20 protein-coding genes and 1 riboswitch are annotated in these 21,408 nt (G+C 56.1%); of the genes, 17 read left to right on the forward strand and 3 right to left on the reverse strand.

Annotated elements, in window-relative coordinates:
- Positions 1-3: 3 nt before the first annotated feature.
- The gene (gene cobO / locus M2418_RS21315) at positions 4-621 is read right to left on the reverse strand and encodes a cob(I)yrinic acid a,c-diamide adenosyltransferase (protein WP_259148968.1); all 618 of its coding nucleotides are present in this window, start codon (positions 619-621) and stop codon (positions 4-6) included.
- A gap of 134 nt (positions 622-755) precedes the next feature.
- A riboswitch (cobalamin riboswitch) is annotated at positions 756-969 on the forward strand.
- A 122-nt stretch (positions 970-1,091) separates the two neighbouring features.
- On the opposite strand from cobO, the gene M2418_RS21320 reads away from it, so the two are divergent.
- Genes M2418_RS21320 through M2418_RS21350 form a run of 7 tightly spaced genes read left to right on the forward strand, consistent with a single transcriptional unit; the run spans position 1,092 to position 9,393 of the window.
- The gene (locus M2418_RS21320; RefSeq protein WP_259148969.1) at positions 1,092-1,517 is read left to right on the forward strand and encodes a DUF1636 family protein; all 426 of its coding nucleotides are present in this window, start codon (positions 1,092-1,094) and stop codon (positions 1,515-1,517) included.
- On the forward strand, positions 1,514-2,551 hold the full coding sequence (cobW, locus tag M2418_RS21325) for a cobalamin biosynthesis protein CobW (protein ID WP_192490566.1): 1,038 nt from the start codon (positions 1,514-1,516) through the stop codon (positions 2,549-2,551). Before M2418_RS21320 ends, cobW begins: the two co-directional genes overlap by 4 nt.
- 3 nt (positions 2,552-2,554) lie before the next feature.
- A complete protein-coding gene (cobN, locus tag M2418_RS21330) occupies positions 2,555-5,905 on the forward strand; it encodes a cobaltochelatase subunit CobN (protein ID WP_259148970.1) in 3,351 nt (1,116 codons plus the stop codon).
- The gene (cobG, locus tag M2418_RS21335; RefSeq protein ID WP_259148971.1) at positions 5,902-7,257 is read left to right on the forward strand and encodes a precorrin-3B synthase; all 1,356 of its coding nucleotides are present in this window, start codon (positions 5,902-5,904) and stop codon (positions 7,255-7,257) included. Before cobN ends, cobG begins: the two co-directional genes overlap by 4 nt.
- Positions 7,257-7,889, forward strand: a complete 633-nt coding sequence (locus tag M2418_RS21340) for a precorrin-8X methylmutase (protein ID WP_259148972.1) — start codon at positions 7,257-7,259, stop codon at positions 7,887-7,889. Before cobG ends, M2418_RS21340 begins: the two co-directional genes overlap by 1 nt.
- Positions 7,886-8,635: a precorrin-2 C(20)-methyltransferase gene (locus tag M2418_RS21345; protein ID WP_259148974.1), complete on the forward strand. Its 750-nt coding sequence runs from the start codon at positions 7,886-7,888 to the stop codon at positions 8,633-8,635. Before M2418_RS21340 ends, M2418_RS21345 begins: the two co-directional genes overlap by 4 nt.
- The gene (locus tag M2418_RS21350) at positions 8,632-9,393 is read left to right on the forward strand and encodes a precorrin-3B C(17)-methyltransferase (RefSeq protein ID WP_250984167.1); all 762 of its coding nucleotides are present in this window, start codon (positions 8,632-8,634) and stop codon (positions 9,391-9,393) included. The genes M2418_RS21345 and M2418_RS21350 overlap by 4 nt, the downstream gene beginning before the upstream one ends.
- Here the strand turns inward: M2418_RS21350 and M2418_RS21355 are convergent.
- Positions 9,360-10,127 carry a cobalt-precorrin-6A reductase gene (locus tag M2418_RS21355; protein WP_259148977.1) on the reverse strand — a complete coding sequence of 256 codons (768 nt, stop codon included), beginning with the start codon at positions 10,125-10,127 and terminating at the stop codon, positions 9,360-9,362. The genes M2418_RS21350 and M2418_RS21355 overlap by 34 nt on opposite strands.
- Between M2418_RS21355 and cbiE the strand changes: the two genes are divergently transcribed.
- The 3 genes from cbiE to cobM are packed head-to-tail and all read left to right on the forward strand — an operon-like array spanning position 10,126 to position 12,538.
- Positions 10,126-11,394, forward strand: coding sequence for a precorrin-6y C5,15-methyltransferase (decarboxylating) subunit CbiE (gene cbiE, locus M2418_RS21360; protein ID WP_259148978.1), 1,269 nt, complete (start codon positions 10,126-10,128; stop codon positions 11,392-11,394). The two genes, M2418_RS21355 and cbiE, sit on opposite strands and share 2 nt — an antisense overlap.
- Positions 11,391-11,768, forward strand: coding sequence for a cobalamin biosynthesis protein (locus tag M2418_RS21365; protein ID WP_259148979.1), 378 nt, complete (start codon positions 11,391-11,393; stop codon positions 11,766-11,768). Before cbiE ends, M2418_RS21365 begins: the two co-directional genes overlap by 4 nt.
- Positions 11,765-12,538, forward strand: a complete 774-nt coding sequence (gene cobM, locus M2418_RS21370) for a precorrin-4 C(11)-methyltransferase (RefSeq protein WP_259148980.1) — start codon at positions 11,765-11,767, stop codon at positions 12,536-12,538. The genes M2418_RS21365 and cobM overlap by 4 nt, the downstream gene beginning before the upstream one ends.
- Here cobM and M2418_RS21375 read toward each other — a convergent pair.
- On the reverse strand, positions 12,493-13,623 hold the full coding sequence (locus M2418_RS21375) for a cobalt-precorrin-5B (C(1))-methyltransferase (protein WP_259148981.1): 1,131 nt from the start codon (positions 13,621-13,623) through the stop codon (positions 12,493-12,495). The two genes, cobM and M2418_RS21375, sit on opposite strands and share 46 nt — an antisense overlap.
- A gap of 58 nt (positions 13,624-13,681) precedes the next feature.
- Here M2418_RS21375 and cobA point away from each other — a divergent pair, with 58 nt between their 5' ends.
- From cobA to M2418_RS21410, 7 genes are all read left to right on the forward strand, one after another.
- Positions 13,682-14,467, forward strand: a complete 786-nt coding sequence (gene cobA / locus M2418_RS21380; protein ID WP_259148982.1) for a uroporphyrinogen-III C-methyltransferase — start codon at positions 13,682-13,684, stop codon at positions 14,465-14,467.
- Positions 14,464-15,777 (forward strand): cobyrinate a,c-diamide synthase, encoded by a 1,314-nt coding sequence (locus M2418_RS21385; protein ID WP_259148983.1) that lies wholly within the window; start codon positions 14,464-14,466, stop codon positions 15,775-15,777. The genes cobA and M2418_RS21385 overlap by 4 nt, the downstream gene beginning before the upstream one ends.
- A gap of 95 nt (positions 15,778-15,872) precedes the next feature.
- Positions 15,873-17,405, forward strand: a complete 1,533-nt coding sequence (locus M2418_RS21390; RefSeq protein WP_259148984.1) for an acyl-CoA carboxylase subunit beta — start codon at positions 15,873-15,875, stop codon at positions 17,403-17,405.
- A gap of 90 nt (positions 17,406-17,495) precedes the next feature.
- Positions 17,496-18,407 (forward strand): glutathione-dependent disulfide-bond oxidoreductase, encoded by a 912-nt coding sequence (gene yghU, locus M2418_RS21395; RefSeq protein WP_259148985.1) that lies wholly within the window; start codon positions 17,496-17,498, stop codon positions 18,405-18,407.
- An 11-nt stretch (positions 18,408-18,418) separates the two neighbouring features.
- Positions 18,419-18,796, forward strand: a complete 378-nt coding sequence (locus tag M2418_RS21400) for a hypothetical protein (RefSeq protein WP_192490551.1) — start codon at positions 18,419-18,421, stop codon at positions 18,794-18,796.
- Positions 18,797-18,830: 34 nt separating this feature from the next.
- A complete protein-coding gene (locus tag M2418_RS21405) occupies positions 18,831-19,367 on the forward strand; it encodes an RNA 2'-phosphotransferase (protein WP_259148986.1) in 537 nt (178 codons plus the stop codon).
- A 28-nt stretch (positions 19,368-19,395) separates the two neighbouring features.
- Entirely contained in the window at positions 19,396-21,399 is a 2,004-nt protein-coding gene (locus M2418_RS21410) for an acetyl/propionyl/methylcrotonyl-CoA carboxylase subunit alpha (RefSeq protein WP_259148987.1), read from the forward strand.
- The last annotated feature ends 9 nt before the right edge of the window (positions 21,400-21,408 follow it).

Genomic DNA, 21,408 nt, shown 5'->3' on the forward strand with positions numbered 1-21,408 from the left:
ATCCTAAAACTCGATACCGGCCTGGGCTTTGACGCCAGCCTTGAAGTGATGCTTCACCAGCGTCATCTCAGTCACCATATCAGCAGCATCGATCAAAGGCTGCTTGGCGTTACGGCCGGTGACGACAACATGCAAATCGGGGCTACGGTTCTGCAATGTCTCGATCACGTCGTTCAGGTCAAGATATTCGTAGCGGAGAGCAATGTTCAACTCGTCGAGGACAAGAAGTCCGATCGTTTTGTCCTCCATAAGCGTCTTTGCTTCCGCCCATGCCTTGGCGGCTGCGGCGACATCGCGTTTCAGATCCTGAGTGTCCCACGTGAAACCTTCGCCCATGGTGCGCCATTCGACGCGGTCTCCGAACAGAGTCAAGGCTTGTTGTTCACCGGTCGCCCAAGCGCCCTTTATGAACTGCACGACACCGACGCGGCGGCCATTGCCAAGCATGCGCAGCGCCAGACCGAAGGCCGCGGTAGACTTGCCTTTACCCGGTCCGGTATTGACGATCAAAAGCCCTTTTTCGACCGTTTTTTCCGCGACTTCGGCATCCTGGACGGCTTTGCGATTGACCATTTTTTGGCGGTGACGCTCGGCCTCAGTCTCGGTAATCTCGCGGGTCATGGCGGTATTCCTGTCATTGCTATGTCTAAAAACGCTTATCTGCTATTTGCGAAGCGGCAACTATAGCCAATTTGCCTCACCCGGCAATGCTGGCGGCATGTGGGCTTTGCATTGACCGCAGCAGCGGTTGCGCCTAAGTGTAAATCACTGACGGTCTTTTTCCGGCAACGGGAAAAGCTAAGAGGGAACACGGTTCCGCCCCGATTTGACGGGCCACTCCGTGGCTGCCCCCGCAACTGTAAGCGGTCAGCCCACGCCGAAACGCCACTGGACATATGTTCGGGAAGGCGGCGACACGGGCGCCATAAGCCGCAAGCCAGGAGACCTGCCGTTTCAGGAAAATACGTCTGTCGGGCGGGGTGCTCCGGTCAGTCGAACCGATCGAATATCTGGCTCTCATCGCGATGAATTGCCGTTTTCGATAACCGCACCCCATGATTTTTTTGAAGGCGCGGAAAGCGAATACGGATTTGGATATTACGGCAACATCACCCTGCCCTGATGGTAAAACACAAAACGGCACCGCTGATGGTGTCGTCGTATTTGTCTGCCGAAACTGTCGCAGCGAGGACGATCCGAATGCCGATCCCCGCCCCGGCGCGCTTTTGTCATCTGCCGCTATCGCGAAGGCCCAGGATGTTGGCATCGAGGTACGTAGCGTCAATTGTCTTGCCAATTGCAAGCGTGGTTTGAGCGCCAGTATTCGCAGTGTTGATGGCTGGTCCTATATTTTTGGCGGCCTTGCACAAGACGATGCTGACGACCTGCTGATCGGCGCGCAATTGCTTGCCAGTGCGCCGGACGGTCTTATGCCTTGGCGCGGACGTCCCGACAGTTTGAAACGCGGCATGATTGCCCGTATTCCACCATTTGATTACACAGAGGAAAAATCATGAGCAATTCGCTGGACCGTGTCCCTTGCACCATCGTCACCGGTTTTCTGGGTGCTGGAAAAACCACGCTTCTGCGTGGTCTTCTGGAAAAACTGGAAGGCAAGCGTCTTGCGATTATCGTCAATGAGTTTGGCGATGTTGGCATTGATGGGGAAATCCTCAAGGGCTGCGGTATCGAAAGCTGCCCGGAAGAAAATATCGTTGAACTGGCAAATGGCTGCATTTGCTGCACGGTTGCCGATGATTTTCAGCCAGCGATCGAGCAGATCCTCAGCCGTCAGCCGAAGGTGGAGCATATTTTGATCGAAACTTCCGGCCTTGCCCTGCCGAAGCCTCTGGTGCAGGCGTTCCAGTGGCCGGCAATCAAAAGCCGCGTCACGGTGGATGCTGTTATCGCTGTTGCCGACGGTGCTGCACTTGCAGAAGGCATGGTCTCGCATGATCTGGATGCTCTTGCTGCCCAGCGTGCCAATGACGAGGCGCTTGACCATGACGATCCGGTCGAAGAAGTGTTCGAAGACCAGATTGCCTGCGCTGACCTTATCGTCCTGACCAAGGGCGATCTGCTGGATGCCGAAGGTCTGGAACGCGCCAAGGCGCATATTGGCGAACATCTGCCCAAGGCTGCAAAGATCGTTGTAGCGTCCAATGGCGCCATTGATCCCGCTGTCCTGATCGGTCTTGGTCTTGCTGTGGAAGACGACATTGAAAATCGCCATACCCATCACGATGAGGAAGAAGACCACGATCACGACGAGTTCGACAGCTTCGTTGTGGAATTGTCGGCGGTAAGTGACCCGGAAGCTCTGGCGTCCCGTATCGCTGAAACAGCTGCTGCGGAAAACGTGCTGCGCATCAAGGGATTTGTCGAGGTTTCCGCCAAGCCTATGCGCCTGCAGGTGCAGGCAGTAGGTTCGCGCGTCAATCATTATTTTGATCGCCCATGGGCAGCAGGCGAAACCCGCCGCAGCCGTCTGGTTGTCATTGGTGAAAAGGGTATCGATCGCGCAAAAATCGAAAAGATGCTTGCGGCCTGATCCATGCATATTCTCGCCACCACATCTTCGTCTCTCGACGACCTGATCGAGCCGGTTGATCTCAACCAGCCACAGGCGGATGTGGTGGTGTTATCTTTTTCTAGCAGCGATCTGGCAGGTCTGGAGCGTGGTTGGAAGCAGACATGTACTGGCTCTCTCTCCCTCGTCTCTGCCAACCTGTCCGAACTTCGCCATCCCATGTCTGTCGATCTTTGGATTGAGAAGACGGCGGAAAAGGCGAAACTGATCCTTATCCGGATTCTCGGCGGTGCAGATCGTTGGCGTTACGGTGTCGATCAGCTTGGTTTGATGGCTAGGCGACGTGGCATCAAACTGGTCCTTTTGCCCGGTGAATGCAGCGAGCGGGACGACAAATTGGAAGCGGCGTCCACCGTTGACGCTTCTACTCTTTCGGCAATCCTGTCATTTTTCCGCGAAGGCGGCAGCTCCAATATGGCGCTGCTGTCCGCCGGTTTGAGCGCTTTGGTTCAGGGTGAAGCATGGCCTAAGATCGTACCAGACCCTTTGCCAAAGGCCGGGTTCTACCGACCCGGTGAGGGGTTTGTCGATCTTGAGCGAGCATTGGATGGCTTTACTCCCGATGCACCTGTCTTGCCAATGTTGTTTTACCGCTCGATGTTGCTGGCGGCGGATATCGCGCCTGTCGATGCGTTGTTTGCGGCTTTGGAAAGGCGTGGGTTTGCGCCATTGCCGATTTTCGTCAGCGGCCTGAAGGACGCTGAGGCAATTCGGTTTCTAGAGGAGAAGCTGCCTCTGTTGGAACCTGCAGCAATCATCGCTGCGACTGCTTTTGCAAGCCACACCGACGATGTTGGCGATACGCTTTTCGACCGATTGGGCGTTCCGGTTTTTCAGGTCATCATGGCGACAACACGTCATGATGGCTGGGTCGACAATATGCGCGGTCTCAACCCGTCTGATCTTGCCATGCATGTGGTGCTGCCAGAGCTGGACGGGCGCATTCTGGCTGGGGTCATCTCGTTCAAGCAGCTTGATCCGCAGGGTGGGCAAGGGCTGGTAAACGTCGCCGAAGCTGATCGCGTCGAGCAGGTTGCTGCACGCGTCCAAGCTTTTCTTCGGCTCAAGAGTGCAGAACCATCCGATCGACGCCTCCTCATTCTGATGCCGGACTATCCCGGTGCCGCACCGGGCCGAACCGGATATGCTGTTGGTCTGGACGTGCCACAGAGCGTGCTGGAGATGATGCGTGACCTCAGTGATGCTGGTTACCGCGTTGAAAACATCCCTGACACCGCACGCGGTTTGCTGGATCGTATTGAAGGCGAAACAGCTGAGCTTTCGCAGGCTGACTATGCCGCCTTTTGTGCATCGCTCCCGTCGTCTGCTTGTCAGGCCTTACAAGACACTTGGGGTGACGCGGCACTGGACGATGTCGTTACTGATGGTCATTTCCATTTTAGAGCAGCGCATTTCGGCGCGGTGACGGTCGCACTTGCTCCTGATCGCGGACGCAACGAAGACCGGCGTGTTGATTATCACGATCCTGCCTTGCCTCCGCGTCATGCATTGGTGGCTTTTGGTGCCTGGATGCGTGAAAAGCTTGACGCACATGCTGTGATCCATGTTGGTGCCCATGGCACCCTTGAATGGTTGCCGGGTAAGACCGTTGCGCTGTCGCAAGCGTGTTTTCCGGAAATCGTTACCGGGTCCCTGCCGGTCATCTATCCATTTATCGTTTCCAATCCGGGTGAAGCTGCCGTCGCCAAACGGCGTATTGCTGCCGTAACCATCGGGCATATTCCACCCGTGCTGGTGGAAGCTGGTCTTTCGCCGGATCAGGCTGCGCTCGAGCAGCTTGTCGATGAATATGCACAGGCTGACGGGCTTGACCGCCGCCGGCGCGATAGACTGGCCACACTGATCGTTGAAAAGGCACGCGATACGGGCCTAGCGGCTGATGCCGGCGTTGACTTGGGTGATGATGCCGATACGGCGCTGTCGCGCATTGATGCTTTTCTTTGCGACCTCAAGGATTTTGCCATCAAGGATGGCCAGCACGTGTTTGGGCGCGCGGTGGATGGCGAACAGGACCCGCTGAGAACTCAAAGTGCAGCCGCGGAAAAAGCAGCTTTGTTGGCAGCGCTTGACGGCCAGCACATAGTTCCCGGCCCGTCAGGTGCTCCAGCGCGTGGCAGGCTGGATGTGTTGCCGACCGGGCGCAATCTTTACGCTGCCGATCCGCGCACCATGCCCACACCAACGGCGTTTGAACTGGGCCGGATGGCGGGTGAAGAGGTGTTGCGGCATTATCTGCAAAGCAACGGTGATTGGCCAAAACATCTGGTTTTCGACCTCTGGGGATCGGCATCTCTCCGCAATGGCGGCGAGGATGTCGGGCAAGCTCTGCATCTGATGGGTGCAAGGCCGATCTATGATACTGCCACCGGCCGGGTGACTGGCATCGAGGTTTTGCCACCGGCTGCGCTTGGACGTCCAAGAGTGGATGTTACCTTCCGCATTTCCGGCCTGTTCCGCGACATGTTTCCAGCTCTGATTGCGCTGCTGGATGCTGCGGCCAAGGCGATTGCGCAGCGTGAAGAAGCGCCTGGCGATAATCCGCTGGCTGAGGAAGCCGTCACGTTGGGTCGTATTCCCGCGCGTATTTTCGGCTCTGCACCCGGCACATATGGAGCGGGGATTGAAGAAAAATTGGCAAATGGCCGCTGGGATGAGCGCGATGAATTGGGGCAAATCTATCTTGATGCTGCTAGCCATGCCTTTGGCGGTGCCGACGGTTTGGATGTCTTTGCTGATACCGGCTTTGCTGGTCAGGTGCAAAAGGCTGAATTTCTGATCCATACTGGTGATGATCCCGGGCGGGATCTTCTCGATGGTTCTTCCGATGTCGCCTTTATCGGTGGTTTTGCTGCTGCCAAGGCGGTACTTGGTCAAGCCGCAGATGTCGTGGCACTGGACACCACTGATCCGGCTCGCCCAAGGGCAAGATCCATCGCCCAAGCTTTGACCCGTGTGGTGCGGGCTCGCGCAGTCAATCCACGGTTCATCGCCGGACAAATGCGCCACGGGCCGCGTGGGGCTGCCGAATTTGCCGAAACGGTTGATCGACTGATTGGATTTGCTGAAACCACTCATGTCGTTCCGTCATCGCTGATTGAGGCGCTTTATGATGCCTATTTCGGCGACGAAGCGGTTCGTGATTTCATTCTGCAAGAAAACCCGCAGGCAGCTGAAGTGATGGCGCAGCGCTTTATCTCTGCCCGCCGCCGAAATCTCTGGCACAGCCGTCGTAACGCCGTGGACGCTGAGCTGGAAATGCTGCTCACATCCCGACAGATCAGGGTGGCAACATGAGTGCATTGCCGCTTTCCGACATACAGCCATTTGCGCGTCGCGGCGTTTGTCCGGCACTGTCTGCACCGATGCAGACCGGTGACGGTCTGCTGTCTCGGGTGGCCTTTACCGGTTATGTGTCTCCGCAGGATTTTGTCACACTTTGCGCATTGGCCACCCGGCACGGCAATGGTCTGGTTGATATCACCGCCCGTGGCGGACTTCAGTTTCGTGGTCTAACAGCACAAAGTGCGACTGGGTTGGAGCGTGATGTTTTGCAGCTTGGCTTGCCTATTCGCCAAGGTCTGGCCGTTGAAACGTCACCGCTGGTTGGCGTCGACCAAACCGCAATTGCGGACACACGAAACATCGTACACCGGATTCGTTTATCGGCTGAAAAGCTTGGTCTTCACGACAGGTTAGCGGCGAAGATGTCGGTCATCGTTGACGGTGGTGGCCATGTCAGTCTCAGTGATCTGCTGGCTGATATCCGTCTGAAAGCAGTGACAATGAATGGCGAGATATTCTGGCAACTAACGCTGGGTGGCGCGGAAAATAAGGCTTTGAAAGCCGGTTTGCTGCGCCAGGAACACGCTGCTTGTGTGGTCATTGATCTGCTTTCGCACCTTGCGGCAAGCGGGCCAGATGCGCGTGGACGGGATTTGAATCTGGCGACCGTGCGTATGGTCTGCGGTGAACGGTTGCTGGACCACGATGTCGATGTTGCCCCACACGTTGCAAATTCGCCTTACGGTCTGATGCCGTTGGGTGATGGTTTCTTTGCTGCTGGACTTGCACCTGCGTTCGGACAAATTTCAGCCGAGATGTTGGCTTCGCTCTTTCAGCAAGCAGTTGTACTGGGTTTGGCAAATGTCAGACCTGGACCATCGCATTCTCTGATATTTTGTGGCCGCGAAGCGGATTGCCGAGAGTTGCTTGCCTATGCTGCCACGGCTGGTTTTGTGACGATGGCAAGAGATCCCCGATCTGCCATCGCCGTCTGTCCGGGCGCTCCAGCTTGTGGTTCAGCCTTCATGCCGACCCATGCGCTTGCAGACCATGCAGCTGCTGAATGTGGCTCGATACTGGACGGATCATTTACGCTGCATTTATCAGGCTGCGCCAAGGGATGTGCACATCCCTCACCAGCGCTTTTGGCTTTTCACGGCCGTGCTGAAGGGCTGGCTTTTGGCCTTTCAGCGCGTGTCGGAGACCCACCAACTGCTGTTCTGCCGATTGGCGCACAAAAGGCTGCGCTTTCGCGGCTTGCCCAGCTTTACGAAAAAGAACATAAGCCCGGAGAAAACGCGCGTGCATTTTTTTCCCGTTTGGGAAGCGAAACTGTCAGCGCGCTGCTCCAACAGGATAATTGATGACCGACTACGATTACATCCGCGATGGGAATGCCATCTACGAACGCTCATTCGCCATTATCCGCGAGGAGGCCGATCTTTCTGCGTTCACAGTTGATGAGGCTGACATTGCGATCCGTATGATCCATGCCTGCGGACAGGTCGAAGCCGCGCAGCACTTCCGTTTCTCCAAAGACTTTGTTGTCGCTGCGCGTGGTGCATTGCAGGCCGGTAAACCTGTTTTGTGTGACGCTGAGATGGTTGCGCGTGGCGTTACCCACGCACGTCTTCCGGCCAATAACGAAGTGATCTGCACCTTGCGTGATCCGCGCACGCCTGAGCTGGCAAAACAGATTGGCAATACCCGGTCTGCAGCAGCGCTTGATCTGTGGGCAGATAAACTTGATGGCGCTCTTGTCGCCATTGGCAACGCGCCAACCGCGCTGTTCTATCTGCTTGAGATGCTTGACAAGGGCGGAGTGCGTCCGGCCGCCATTATCGGCATGCCGGTTGGTTTTGTCGGGGCTGCGGAATCGAAAGATGCTTTGGAGGTCAGCCCGCTCGGTATTCCCTACGCCATCGTCAAGGGACGCCTGGGTGGTTCGGCCATGACTGCTGCCGCGGTTAATGCCATCGCGAGGGCGGGTCTGTGAGTGCTGCTCTACATGAAAATGTCAAAGGTAAGCTGATTGGTGTTGGCACCGGCCCGGGCGATCCTGAACTTCTGACCTTGAAAGCCGTTCGCGCCATTGAAACTGCCGATGTGCTGGCGTTCTTCTGCAAAAAAGGAAGCACCGGCAATGGTCGCGGTATTGTCGAGTCTTTCATCCGGCCAGGCACCATCGAGATGCCGCTGGTTTACCCAGTTACGGTGGAAAGCGATAAGAACGGCGAGGACTATCGCGGTGCGATAGCCGGATTCTTTGATCAGTCGGCCAAGGATATTGCCGTTCATCTGGATCAGGGACGTAATGTCGCGGTGCTGTCCGAGGGCGACCCGCTGTTTTATGGTTCCTATATGCATCTGCATTTGCGACTTGCGCCATCGTATCCGGCGGAAGTGGTGGCGGGTATCACGGCGATGTCTGGTTGCTGGTCGATGACTGGCCTTCCACTGGTACAGGGCGACGACATCTTGAGTGTCCTGCCTGGCACGCTTTCGGAAGACATCCTCGCAGAACGTCTGTCTGGCACTGACGGTGCTGTTATCATGAAGGTCGGACGCAACCTGCCCAAAATTCGCAAGGCACTGGAAAAGGCCGGCAAGCTGGAAAGCGCGCTTTATGTCGAGCGTGGCACGATGGCGAACAGTGCGGCCATTCCGATGCGCGAGCGGGACAGTTCTCCTGCTCCCTATTTTTCGCTGGTTCTGGTTCCTGGCTGGAAAGACCGTCCATGAGCGGCCGTCTTACCGTTGTTGGACTCGGTCCGGGCAATCTCGCGCAGATAACACCGCAAGCTCTGACAGCTGTGGAAGCGGCAGACGATTTTTTCGGCTATATTCCCTATCTCGACCGCCTGTCCTTGCGGCCGGATCAGCGTCGCCATGCCTCTGACAATCGCGAGGAAATCTCCCGCGCCGAAGCCGCGCTGACGCTGGCTGCGGCGGGTGGCAATGTCTGCGTGGTATCCGGTGGTGATCCCGGCGTTTTCGCCATGGCTGCGGCGGTCTGTGAGGCCATTGAAAATGGTCCTGACGCGTGGCGTGATATTGAATTTTCGGTGGTGCCAGGTGTGACGGCCATGCTGGCGGTTGCGGCCAAGGCTGGTGCTCCTCTTGGGCATGACTTCTGCGCAATATCGCTTTCGGACAATCTCAAGTCTTGGGCGCTGATTGAAAAGCGCCTGATTGCGGCGGCAGGTGCCGGCTTTGTCATGGCGTTTTATAATCCGGTCAGCAAGGCACGCCCGCATCAGTTGTCGACTGCATTCGAGGTGTTGCGAGCCCATCTACCGGGCACGGTGCCGGTTATTTTCGGCCGTGCGGCAGGGCGTGTTGACGAACGTATCCGTGTTGTGCCGCTGTCGGAAGCGACAAGCGATATGGCCGACATGGCAACCTGCATTATCGTCGGTACCGAAGAAACCCGGCTTATCATGCGCGATGGCAAAGAACCGATTGTTTATTCACCACGGTTTTCCAAAAGGGAAAGCTGATGCTTAATGGCGGTGAGCGCAGCTTCGATATTGGACAACGTCGCGGCGCAGGGATGCGGCGGGCGTTCGATCATCACCACCTCGATGCCCAGCTGCCGCGCCGCTTCGATCTTACCATAAGCCGCCGTGCCGCCGGAATTTTTGGACACGATGATGTCGATCCGGTTATCGCGCAGCATGGTAATCTCGTCCTCCAGTACAAAGGGTCCGCGCGCGGTGATGTAACGGGCATCGGGCACATTGAGAGGTGGTTCAACCGGATCGACGCTGCGGACCAGGTAATGATGTTGGGGCGCGGCCTCAAATGGCAAGAGCTCCTGGCGACCAAGCGCAAGGAAGGCATTCTTGCTGCTGGAGCCCACTGCGCCGACCGCCGTATTGACATCGGCAACGGCCTGCCAGCGGTCACCCACCTGCCTTTGCCACGGCGCCCGCTCCAGCGCAATCAGCGGCACTTGCGCCTGCTGCGCAGCATGAACGGCATTGGCAGAGATACGTGCGGCGTAGGGATGCGTCGCATCAATCAGCAAATCAAACGCATTGTCCATGATAAAGGAAGCAAGACCATCTGCTCCGCCAAAACCGCCAATGCGCACCGGAACCGGCTGTTTGACAGGCTCGCGAGTGCGTCCTGCCATAGAAAGCAATATCCGATAGCCGGATTCTTCCGCCAGTTTGCCCGAGAGAATACGGGCATCGGCGGTACCGCCAAGAACAAGAATGGAACGTGTCATGGCTTCTGAATATGCCGGAAATGGACAGGCTTCCACCGAAAAGGCACAAACCCCTTGGCTTTCGATCGTCGGTATTGGCGAAGACGGGCTGCATGGCATCAGCCAAAATGCCCGCCTTGCCATTGAGGAAGCAGAATTTGTGTTCGGTGGCAAAAGACATCTTTCGCTTGCTGCCGACGCGATTAAGGGCGACGCGAAATCCTGGCCGGTGCCGTTTGATGTCGCAATGGCCGACGTCGTGGCGCTGCGCGGCAAAAAAGTCTGCGTGTTGGCCTCTGGCGATCCATTCTTTTACGGGGTCGGCGTCACGCTTCTGCGGCATGTGGCGGCAGAGGAAACCCTCTCTTATCCCGCGCCATCGGCGTTTTCGCTTGCCGCATCAAGGCTCGGCTGGGCGTTACAGGATGTCGAATGTGTGTCCCTGCATGGTCGTTCGATTGATCTCATCCGTCCGTATTTTCAGCCGGATGCAAAACTCATAGTTTTGACATCCGATGACAAGGCGCCTGCCCTGGTGGCGGAGCTTTTGACGGAGACTGGTTTCGGCACTTCGGAATTGACATTGCTCGAGGCCTTGGGTGGTTCACGTGAAACACTACGGCAAACAAAGGCCTCTGCATTTTCATTCACTGATGTTGATCCCCTGAATGTGCTGGCGGTGGACGTGGTTGCGCATAAAACAGCGCGTGTCTTGCCATTTACGAGCGGTCTCGATGACACCCTGTTTGAGCATGACGGCCAGATCACCAAACGGGAAATTCGCGCCGTGACTTTGTCATCGCTTGCCCCCCGTTATGGCGAAGTTCTCTGGGATATCGGTGCGGGTTCCGGCTCCATTGGGATTGAATGGATGCTGTCGCACCCGTCCCTCAGGGCCATCGGCATCGAGCAGAATGCGGAGCGGGCAGAACGCGCTGTTCGTAATGCCGAAAACTTTGGTGTTCCGGGGCTGGAAGTTGTCATCGGTACTGCACCTGATGCTTTTGAGGGTTTGCCGGTGCCGGATGCAATCTTTATCGGCGGCGGCGGCAGTGAAGCTGGCGTGCTGGATGGCGCAGTCAGAGCGTTGAAGCCAGGTGGTCGATTGGTCGCTAATGCTGTGACGTTGGAAATGGAGGCCGTGTTGCTGGCCGCTCAAGCCCGGCTTGGCGGTTCACTGATCCGGCTGGAAGTATCTCGTGCTGCACCGGTCGGTGGCATGCAAGGCTGGCGTCCGGCCATGCCGGTCACCCAATGGTCCTGGGTAAAACCGGGAGAAACGGCGTGATTGTTGCGGGCATTGGATGCCGCAAGGGCGTCAGCGTTGAAGCGGTCATGGCGGCGTTGGATGAGGCGGCCAGGCAGCATAAGGTCAATATCGACTTTATCGCCACGGCACCGTTAAAGGCTGACGAGCCAGCTTTGCTGGAGGCCGCAACCATACGCAACATGGCCTTTGTTGTCGTGGCGCAGGCAGATTTTGAACAGGCGGCGAGCCGCACCCTCACCCGCTCGGCAGTAAGCGAAGCGCATTCCGGTTCCCCAAGCCTCAGTGAGGCCTCGGCCCTTGCGGCATTGGGACCAAGTTCAAGACTTATCGCGCCGCGTATGGTGATCAATGAGATTACGGTGGCAATTGCCACGTCAGGAGATCAGGAATGACAGTTCATTTTATTGGTGCCGGTCCGGGCGCTGCAGACCTCATTACAGTGCGCGGGCGTGATCTGATCGCCGCCTGCCCGGTCTGCCTTTATGCGGGATCACTGGTGCCAAAGGCGTTGCTGGATTATTGCCCGCCCGGCGCACGTATTGTTGATACGGCGGCCTTGTCGCTGGATGAAATCGAAGCGGAATATGCTGCGGCTGCCCGTGAAGGCAAGGACGTGGCGCGTTTGCATTCGGGCGACCTTTCGGTCTGGAGTGCCATGGGTGAACAAATCCGCCGACTTGAACGTCTTGGGCTGGATTATACGGTAACGCCTGGCGTGCCCTCCTTTGCAGCAGCAGCGGCCACCTTAAAGCGGGAACTGACTGTACCGGAGGTGGCGCAAAGCCTTGTGTTGACCCGTGTGTCTGGTCGCGCCTCCAAAATGCCGGAGACGGAAAACCTTAGGGCATTTGGTGCGACAGGGGCAACACTTGCCATTCATCTTGCCATTCACGCCTTTGGCAAGGTGGTTGAAGAGCTGACACCGCTTTATGGCGGTGATTGCCCGGTGGCCATCGTGGTGCGTGCCTCTTGGCCAGAGGAGCGGATTATCCGTGGAACGCTTGGGGACATCGAGGCAAAACTTGCTGAGGAACCGGTTGAGCGTACCGCATTGATCTTTGTCGGCAAGGGCCTTGCTTCGGAAGATTTCCGTGAAAGCGCGCTTTACAGCACAGACTATGTCCGCAGGTTCCGTTCACCCAAGGGGAATGCAGACGCGTGAACCGAGCAGGCGAAGCCACTTTGGCCCTTGAGTATGCCAAGGCGGTCAAAAACGAGGATTTCCAGCGACATATCGGGATGCTTCAGCGCCGCTGCAGCGGTGACCCACGCTTTTTTGGCCACCACGGCGCCCAGATCGATACCGTTGGTTTCGGCCATTTCAAACGCATGGGCAACCGTGTTGGCGGAAGTTATCTGGTCGATAAGCGCTGCCTCGGCGCCGGCCTCGCTGGCCAAAGCCGCCAGCGCATCAAGATCGGCAAGGCCACGTTTGGAGTGTACATCCAGCATGCCTTGCGCCAGCTTGGTCATCTTGGCGACGCCGCCGGCAATGGTCACTTTTTCAACGGGATGGCTGCGCAGATATTTCAGCATACCGCCAATAAAATCGCCCATATCGATGAGTGCGATTTCATCCAGCCCGTAAAAAGCCTGTCCGGCTTTTTCGGAGGTATTGCCGGTGGCACCGAGGACATGGGTCAGACCGGCCGCGCGCGCCACATCGATGCCGCGCCAGATGGAGTGTATCCATGCGGAGCAGGAAAAGGGAATAACCACACCGGTGGTGCCGAGAATGGAAATGCCTCCAACAATGCCAAGTCTGCCATTCAGGGTTCTCTCGGCAATTTTTGCGCCGTCCTGAACGGAAATCTCGACTTCAAAATCGGCGTTGGCACCGGCGACTTCATGAATCGCGGTTTCCATCATCTTGCGGGGAACCGGGTTTATAGCCGGCTCTCCAACCGGCAACGGCAGACCGGGACGGGTAACGACGCCGACGCCCTGCCCTGCCTTGAAAACAATTCCGCTTCCGGGTTTTCCCCGTCTGACAGTGCTTTCAATCAGCGCCCCATGGGTGACATCAGGATCGTCACCCGCATCCTTGATAACCCCGGCTCGGGCGTAATCTGTGCCCATTTCATGGGTGGCAAGCGAAAAGCCGGGTCTGGCACCGCTTGGAAGTTCCACCTCGACAGGGTATGGAAAATCGCCGGTCAACAAGGCGGCGCAGGCAGCTTTCGTCGCTGCGGTTGCGCAAGTGCCCGTGGTCCAGCCGCGGCGAAGGTTTTTTCCATCCGTTTCCATGCCCATTCCTATAACCGGTGGCGGCTTTTCCGTCATCGTTAAACAGCAAGTAAAGACAATGACGACAGCCGAAATTCTCAACAGCATCCTGTCCACTGGTCCGCATCTCCAGCCGGGACATGTCTGGCTGGCCGGTGCCGGTCCCGGCGACCCGCGTTATCTTACGCTGGAAGTGGCTGCGGTCTTGGGACAGGCTGACATTATCGTACGCGACGCACTGGTAAGCGACATGGTTCTCAAGCTTGCGCCACAGGCGGAGATTGTTTTTGCGGGCAAGCGTGGGGGAAAACCCTCTGCTGTGCAGGACGATATTACTGCATCGCTGATCGATTTCGCCCGTCAGGGTAAAAGAGTTTTACGTCTGAAGGGTGGCGATCCCTTTGTTTTCGGTCGTGGTGGCGAAGAAGCGGAAGCCCTGGTCGATGCAGGCATTCCGTTTAGGGTGCTTCCCGGTATGACCTCGTCATTGACGGCTTTGGCTTCAGCCTCCATTCCTGTCACCATGCGTGGTATCAGCCGGGCCATAACACTTGCAACCGGGCATGCCGCCGGCACTGAAGATGACGTCGACTGGCTAGCATTGGCTAAAACCAATGAGCCTGTTGTTGTCTATATGGGACTTAAAAACATCGAAAAGATCGTTTCCATGCTGATGCAGGGCGGGCGCGCGCCTGAAACGCCGGTTGCGGTCATCATGTCCGCAACCACGCCACAGGAGCGGATTTTCACCAGTCGTCTGGAGACGATTGCTGCAGATGCCGAGCGCGAACAGTTTGAAGCGCCGGCACTGATTGTGATCGGTGACATCGTCTCGATGCGGTCTCGCCTTGGAGTGAAAGAATGACTGCACGCGCACTCATCATCGGCGCACCCCGTTCCGGGTCTGGCAAGACCAGCGTAACAATTGGCTTGCTGCGGGCTTTCGCACGCCGCGGCGTGAAGGTGCGTGGCGTGAAGACTGGTCCGGATTACATCGATCCCGGCTTTCATGCGGTCGCGACGGGGACGCCGGGCCTTAATCTGGATAGCTGGGCCATGCAGCCGGACCTGTTGCAGCACCTGTTTGCCGAGCAGGCTGATGGTGCGGAGCTGCTGCTGATTGAAAGTGCCATGGGTCTATTTGATGGTATTCCGGTTGCCGAAAATCGCACTGGATGCGCTGCCGATCTGGCGCGGCTTTTCGGCATTCCGGTTCTGCTGGTGCTGGATGTCTCCGGCCAATCACAAACTGCGGCAGCGGTTGCCTATGGTTTTGCCCATTATGATCCTGACGTAAAAATGTCTGCTGTTGTGCTGAACCGGGCAGGGAGCGAAAGACACCGCACGCTGTGCACCGATGCCATTGAAAAAATCGGCTTGCCTGTCGCTGGGTGCGTGATGCGTGATCCCTCGCTGGTTTTGCCAGAACGACATCTGGGATTGGTACAGGCCAGTGAGCATCCCGAAATTGATGCCCATATCGAGGCCCTAGCCGATGCGATGGAAAAGTCGCTTGATCTCGATGCGTTGATGGCACTCGCAGCACCCGTTAGTCTTGATAGTGGTTCACTTGAAACCGCGATTGCGCCGCCAGGCCAACGTATCGCTTTGGCGCAGGACGCTGCCTTTACTTTCCTCTATCCGCATCTCGACAAACACTGGCGGGCGGCAGGTGCGGAAATCATTCCGTTTTCGCCGCTGGCCGATGAGGCGCCGCGGGATGATTGTGACGTCTGCTGGTTGCCGGGTGGATATCCGGAACTGCATGCCGCAACGCTCGGTACTGCTGCAAATTTTAAGGCAGGTCTGTCACGTTTTGCTGAAAGCAAACCGGTTCACGGCGAGTGCGGTGGTTACATGGTTCTGGGTGAAGCGCTGGAAGATGCGCAGGGTGTCACCCATGCCATGACCGGACTTCTGTCGCATTCGACCAGCTTTGCCAAACGCAAGATGAATCTGGGCTACCGGCAGGCAACCATTGCCGTCGACGGTACTGTCGGTTCTGCCGGAGACGTCTTGCGCGGGCACGAGTTCCATTATGCGCGGGTGACGGAACCCGGTCATGATGCGCCATTTGCAGAGATCGCCGATGGTCAAGGACGGCCACTTGGTCCTTCCGGCGGACGGCGCGGTCATGTTACCGGAACGTTTTTTCACGCCATTGCCAAAGGCTGAAATTGCCAGTCGTGGATTTAATCCTTGCGACTTTTGGCTGAATAGCCTCCCTTATCGGTCTGTCATAAGGTTGATTTGGTGATTGGGGAGGAGCAATGCCGTCAGTTCTTGAAGAGTTGCAGGAACGCCGTGCCGAGGCGCGTCTTGGTGGCGGGCAGAAGCGTATCGATGCGCAACATGCCAAAGGCAAGCTGACAGCACGCGAGCGCATTGATGTGCTGCTCGATGAGGGCTCTTTCGAAGAATACGACATGTATGTCACCCACCGTGCGGTGGATTTTGGTATGGAAAGCCAAAAGATTGCCGGGGATGGTGTTGTGACCGGCTGGGGAACGATCAACGGACGCCAAGTCTATGTGTTTGCACAGGATTTTACCGTTCTGGGCGGGTCTCTTTCTGAAACTCATGCGCAAAAAATCTGCAAGATCATGGATATGGCGGTGCGCAATGGTGCGCCGATCATCGGCCTCAATGACAGTGGCGGTGCGCGTATTCAGGAAGGTGTCGCCTCGCTGGGAGGTTATGCGGAAGTCTTTAAGCGCAACGTCATTGCCTCGGGCGTCGTACCTCAGATTTCCGTCATCATGGGCCCTTGTGCTGGCGGTGCGGTCTATTCACCTGCCATGACAGATTTCATCTTTATGGTGCGCGACACTTCCTACATGTTCGTGACCGGGCCGGATGTGGTGAAAACCGTCACCAATGAAATTGTCACGGCTGAGGAACTGGGCGGAGCCGGAACCCATACAAAAAAGTCTTCCGTTGCCGATGGCGCCTATGAAAACGACATCGAAACATTGGAACAGGTGCGGCTGTTGTTTGACTTTCTGCCGGCAAACAACCGCGAGAAAGCGCCGGTAAGGCCGCATTTCGATGATCCTGCACGGCTTGAAATGCGGCTTGATACGCTGGTGCCAGACAATTCGGCCAAACCTTACGATATGAAGGAACTGATCCACGCATTGGCAGATGAAGGGGATTTTTTCGAACTTCAGGAAGCCTTTGCCAAAAACATCATCACCGGTTTTATCAGGCTGGAGGGGCAGACTGTAGGGGTAGTTGCCAACCAACCGATGGTGCTGGCGGGTTGCCTTGATATTGATTCCTCGCGTAAGGCTGCACGTTTCGTGCGGTTCTGTGATGCATTTAACATTCCACTGCTGACGCTGGTCGATGTCCCAGGTTTTCTTCCCGGTACGGCACAGGAATATGGCGGTGTCATCAAGCATGGCGCAAAACTGCTTTATGCTTATTCTGAGGCAACAGTGCCGATGGTGACGCTGATTACCCGCAAGGCCTATGGTGGTGCCTATGACGTGATGGCATCAAAACACATCGGTGCCGATATCAATTACGCCTGGCCAACGGCTGAAATTGCCGTGATGGGCGCCAAGGGGGCCACCGAAATTCTCTACCGGTCGGAACTTGGTGATCCCGAAAAAATTGCAGCGCGAACGAAAGAATATGAAGAGCGTTTCGCCAATCCGTTTGTGGCGGCGGAGCGCGGTTTCATTGACGAGGTTATCATGCCGCATTCCTCTCGCCGTCGCATTGCCCGGGCTTTTGCGTCACTGCGTGGCAAGCAGGTGGACGTACGGTGGAAAAAACACGATACAATTCCGTTATAGGGGCAGAAATGCTTTGGAGGCCTTACTATATTGCCTCCGGGTCATTCCGGTTTTCCGGATGCGCCATTTCAGGAACAAGGACACATTTTGATGACCGAGAGATCTCCCGCGAATAACTTCCCCGCTGGTTATGAAGCCCCGAAAGTCTGGGAATGGGAAACGGGCAATGGTGGCCAGTTTGCCAGTATCAACCGCCCAACCGCAGGCGCGCAGAAACAGAAAGAATTGCCGGTCGGCAAACATCCGTTGCAGCTTTATTCCCTGGCAACACCCAATGGCCAGAAGGTCGGCATCATGCTGGAAGAGCTGCTCGCGGCAGGCCATACCGGTGCTGAATATGATGCTTGGTTGATCAAGATCGGTGAAGGCGAGCAGTTCGGTTCGGGGTTTGTCGAGGTTAATCCAAACTCTAAAATTCCGGCACTGATGGATCATTCGACACCGGAACCAACTCGCGTTTTCGAATCCGGTTCGATCCTTGTCTACCTTGCTGAAAAGTTTGGCGCCTTCCTGCCAAAAAATCTGAAAGCCCGCACGGAAACGATGAACTGGCTGTTCTGGCAGATGGGTTCTGCACCATTTGTTGGTGGTGGCTTTGGCCATTTTTATGCCTATGCCCCGATCCACATCAAATATGCCATTGATCGTTATGCGATGGAAACCAAGCGCCAGATGGATGTTCTCGATCAGCATCTGGCCAACAACAAATTTGTTGCTGGCGATGAATACACCATCGCGGACATGGCGATCTGGCCGTGGTATGGCAAGCTGGCTCTCGACCAGTCCTATCCCAATGCCGGAACCTTCCTCGACACCGGCATCTACAAAAACGTCAAACGCTGGGCTGACGAGATTGCCGCGCGTCCAGCGGTAAAACGGGGTTGCATGGTCAACAAGACGTCCGGCGACCCATCTGAACAATTGCATGAGCGCCATGATGCCTCTGACTTCGATACGAAGACACAGGACAAAATTGGCCAGAATTCGTCTGCAAAGGCGTAAGGAGACTACCCATGGCAAACCTGCCCGACATGACAAAACACCGAGGTTTCCCATCCGGCATGCCGGGCACCGGCGTTCAATTCACGATACGCCGCGCCAATCCGAAAGGGGTAACGCCAATCAAGGCGTTACCACGTCGGGCTCGTCCCGATACGAAGGAACACCGTATCGATGCGGCCTTCCTGCATGCTCTCTGGCATCACTTTGGCTCAGAGCCATTCGAACGCGGCAATCTTGATGCGGCACGCATCAATTTGCTCTTCGGGCGTGAGGTTATTGCTGGCGAAAAGAATTTTGATCCATTGTCCTATGAGGCATTGCTGCAGATCAATGAGAAGGTGGCGCGCCTGAGCTTCCCGGAATCCTTCGACGACGTTTTCGAGGTTTGATACCGCATCATTCTCCGTAAGGGTTCAAACTGCAATGTCGGCACACACCAGCAAATTTTTGTGTTACGTTTTGCGCCACGCACCCGAGAGCATTGGTCTCACGCTGGATGGACAAGGGTGGGCGGATGTCAGCGATTTGCTGGAAAAGGCAAATGCGGCGGGCACGCCGCTTGATGGTGTAACGCTGCGCCAAATTGTTGCCGAGAGTGACAAGAAACGTTTCACTCTTTCGGATGATGGCCTGCGTATTCGCGCAGCTCAGGGTCATTCTGTCACCGTTGATCTAGACAAATCACCTAGTGAGCCGCCACCCCAACTCTTTCATGGCACGGCGACGCGTTTTCTTGACGCCATCATGCGCGAGGGGTTGCTTCCCGGAAGCCGCCAACAGGTCCATCTGTCGGCCGACGATGTGACCGCGAAGGCGGTTGGCCAGCGGCATGGTAGGCCAGCAATTTTGAGTGTCGATGCCGCGGAAATGTTTGCTGCCGGGCATCAATTTTATCAGGCAGACAATGGTGTCTGGCTGATTGACGCAGTTCCTGCCGAGTATTTGACATTGATTGATTGAGCGTTATGCCGTTCGGAGGCGGTGATACATGATATCCAAAATCCTCATTGCCAATCGTGGTGAAATTGCCTGCCGCGTTATTCGCACGGCAAAGAGGATGGGGATTGCCACTGTCGCAGTTTACTCAGATGCAGATGCCAATGCACTGCATGTAAAGCTGGCCGATGAGGCGGTGCATATTGGCCCTGCCCCATCAAACCAGTCTTATATCGTTATCGACAAAATTCTTCAGGCAATCCGTACGACCGGTGCAGATGCGGTGCATCCCGGTTACGGATTTTTGTCTGAGAATGCCGCCTTTGCTGAGGCTTTGGAAAAAGCGGGCGTGGTTTTCATTGGCCCACCGGTTGGTGCCATCGAGGCGATGGGCGACAAGATCACCTCCAAGAAGCTTGCGGCCAAGGCAGGGGTTTCCACCGTGCCCGGTCATATGGATCTGATCGCTGATGCCGATGAAGCGGTCAGGATTGCTGCGCAAATCGGTTATCCTGTGATGATCAAGGCCTCTGCTGGTGGCGGTGGCAAGGGCATGCGTATTGCCTGGAATGACCAGGAGACCCGTGAAGGATTTCAGTCGTCAAAAAACGAGGCAAAATCTTCCTTTGGTGACGACCGCATCTTTATTGAAAAATTCGTCACCGAACCGCGCCATATTGAAATTCAGGTGCTTGGCGACCAGCATGGCAATCTGATTTATCTGGGCGAGCGCGAATGTTCGATACAGCGCCGGAACCAGAAGGTCATTGAAGAGGCTCCCTCGCCTTTTCTGGATGCGGCAACACGCAAGGCCATGGGTGAACAAGCGGTCGCACTGGCCCAAGCCGTTGGTTATTTCTCTGCCGGAACCGTCGAATTCATCGTTGATGGGCAACGCAATTTCTATTTCCTTGAAATGAACACCCGGCTGCAGGTTGAACATCCGGTCACCGAGTTGATCACCGGTATTGATCTGGTCGAACAGATGATCCGCGTCGCGGCGGGCGAAAAACTAACCCTTGGACAGGATGATGTCGTGCTCAACGGGTGGGCGATTGAAAGCCGACTTTACGCTGAAGACCCCTATCGTAACTTTCTGCCGTCGATTGGCAGGCTTTCCCGCTACCGGCCACCAGCCGAAGGGCAGCAGGAAACCGGTGTGATTGTACGCAACGACACCGGCGTGTTCGAAGGCGGCGAGATATCCATGTATTACGATCCAATGATTGCAAAGCTCTGCACCTGGGCGCCGGATCGTATAAGCGCCATTGATGCGATGGCTGAGGCGCTGGACAAGTTCGAGGCGGACGGCATCGGTCACAATCTGGCCTTCCTGTCAGCGGTCATGCAGAAACCACGTTTTCGCGATGGAAATCTGACGACAGGCTTTATCGCTGAGGAATTTCCGGACGGTTTTGTCGGCGTTGAGCCGGATTCCGAAGGTTTAAACAGGTTGGTGGCGATTGCGGCCGTCATTCACAAGCGTTTGCAAAATCGCGCGACAGCAATTTCCGGATCTCTTGGCGGTCATCACAAAGTCCTTCGTCCAGATTGGGTTGTTTCCCTTGCTGGGCAGGAAAGACACATCGTCCTCTCAGCAAACGATGACGGCGATGTCGTACAGATCGACAAGCAGCAAAATCTACATGTTACCACCGACTGGTTGCCGGGTAGAACTCTCGGCGTCTTTACCATTGATGGCGACGTTCTTTTTGCCAAGGTGGATATTGGTGGCACCTGCATTCGTTTGCGCTGGCGTGGAATCGATGTGCTTGCGAATGTTCGCTCGCCGCGTATCGCTGAACTTGCCCGGTTGATGCTGGTCAAGGTGCCACTTGATACCTCTAAAATGCTGCTATGCCCAATGCCAGGTATCATTACCTCAGTTCTGGTGGCCGTGGGGGATGATGTGGAGGCCGGACAGGCACTCGCGACCGTTGAAGCCATGAAGATGGAAAATGTGCTGCGAGCTGAAAAACGCGGGCGCATTTCAAGTGTTGCTGCAAAAACCGGTCAAAGCCTGAGTGTTGACGAAATCATACTGGAATTTGAATGAGGACTTCGC

The organism is Rhizobium sp. BIGb0125 (assembly GCF_024810055.1).
Lineage (GTDB): Bacteria > Pseudomonadota > Alphaproteobacteria > Rhizobiales > Rhizobiaceae > Agrobacterium.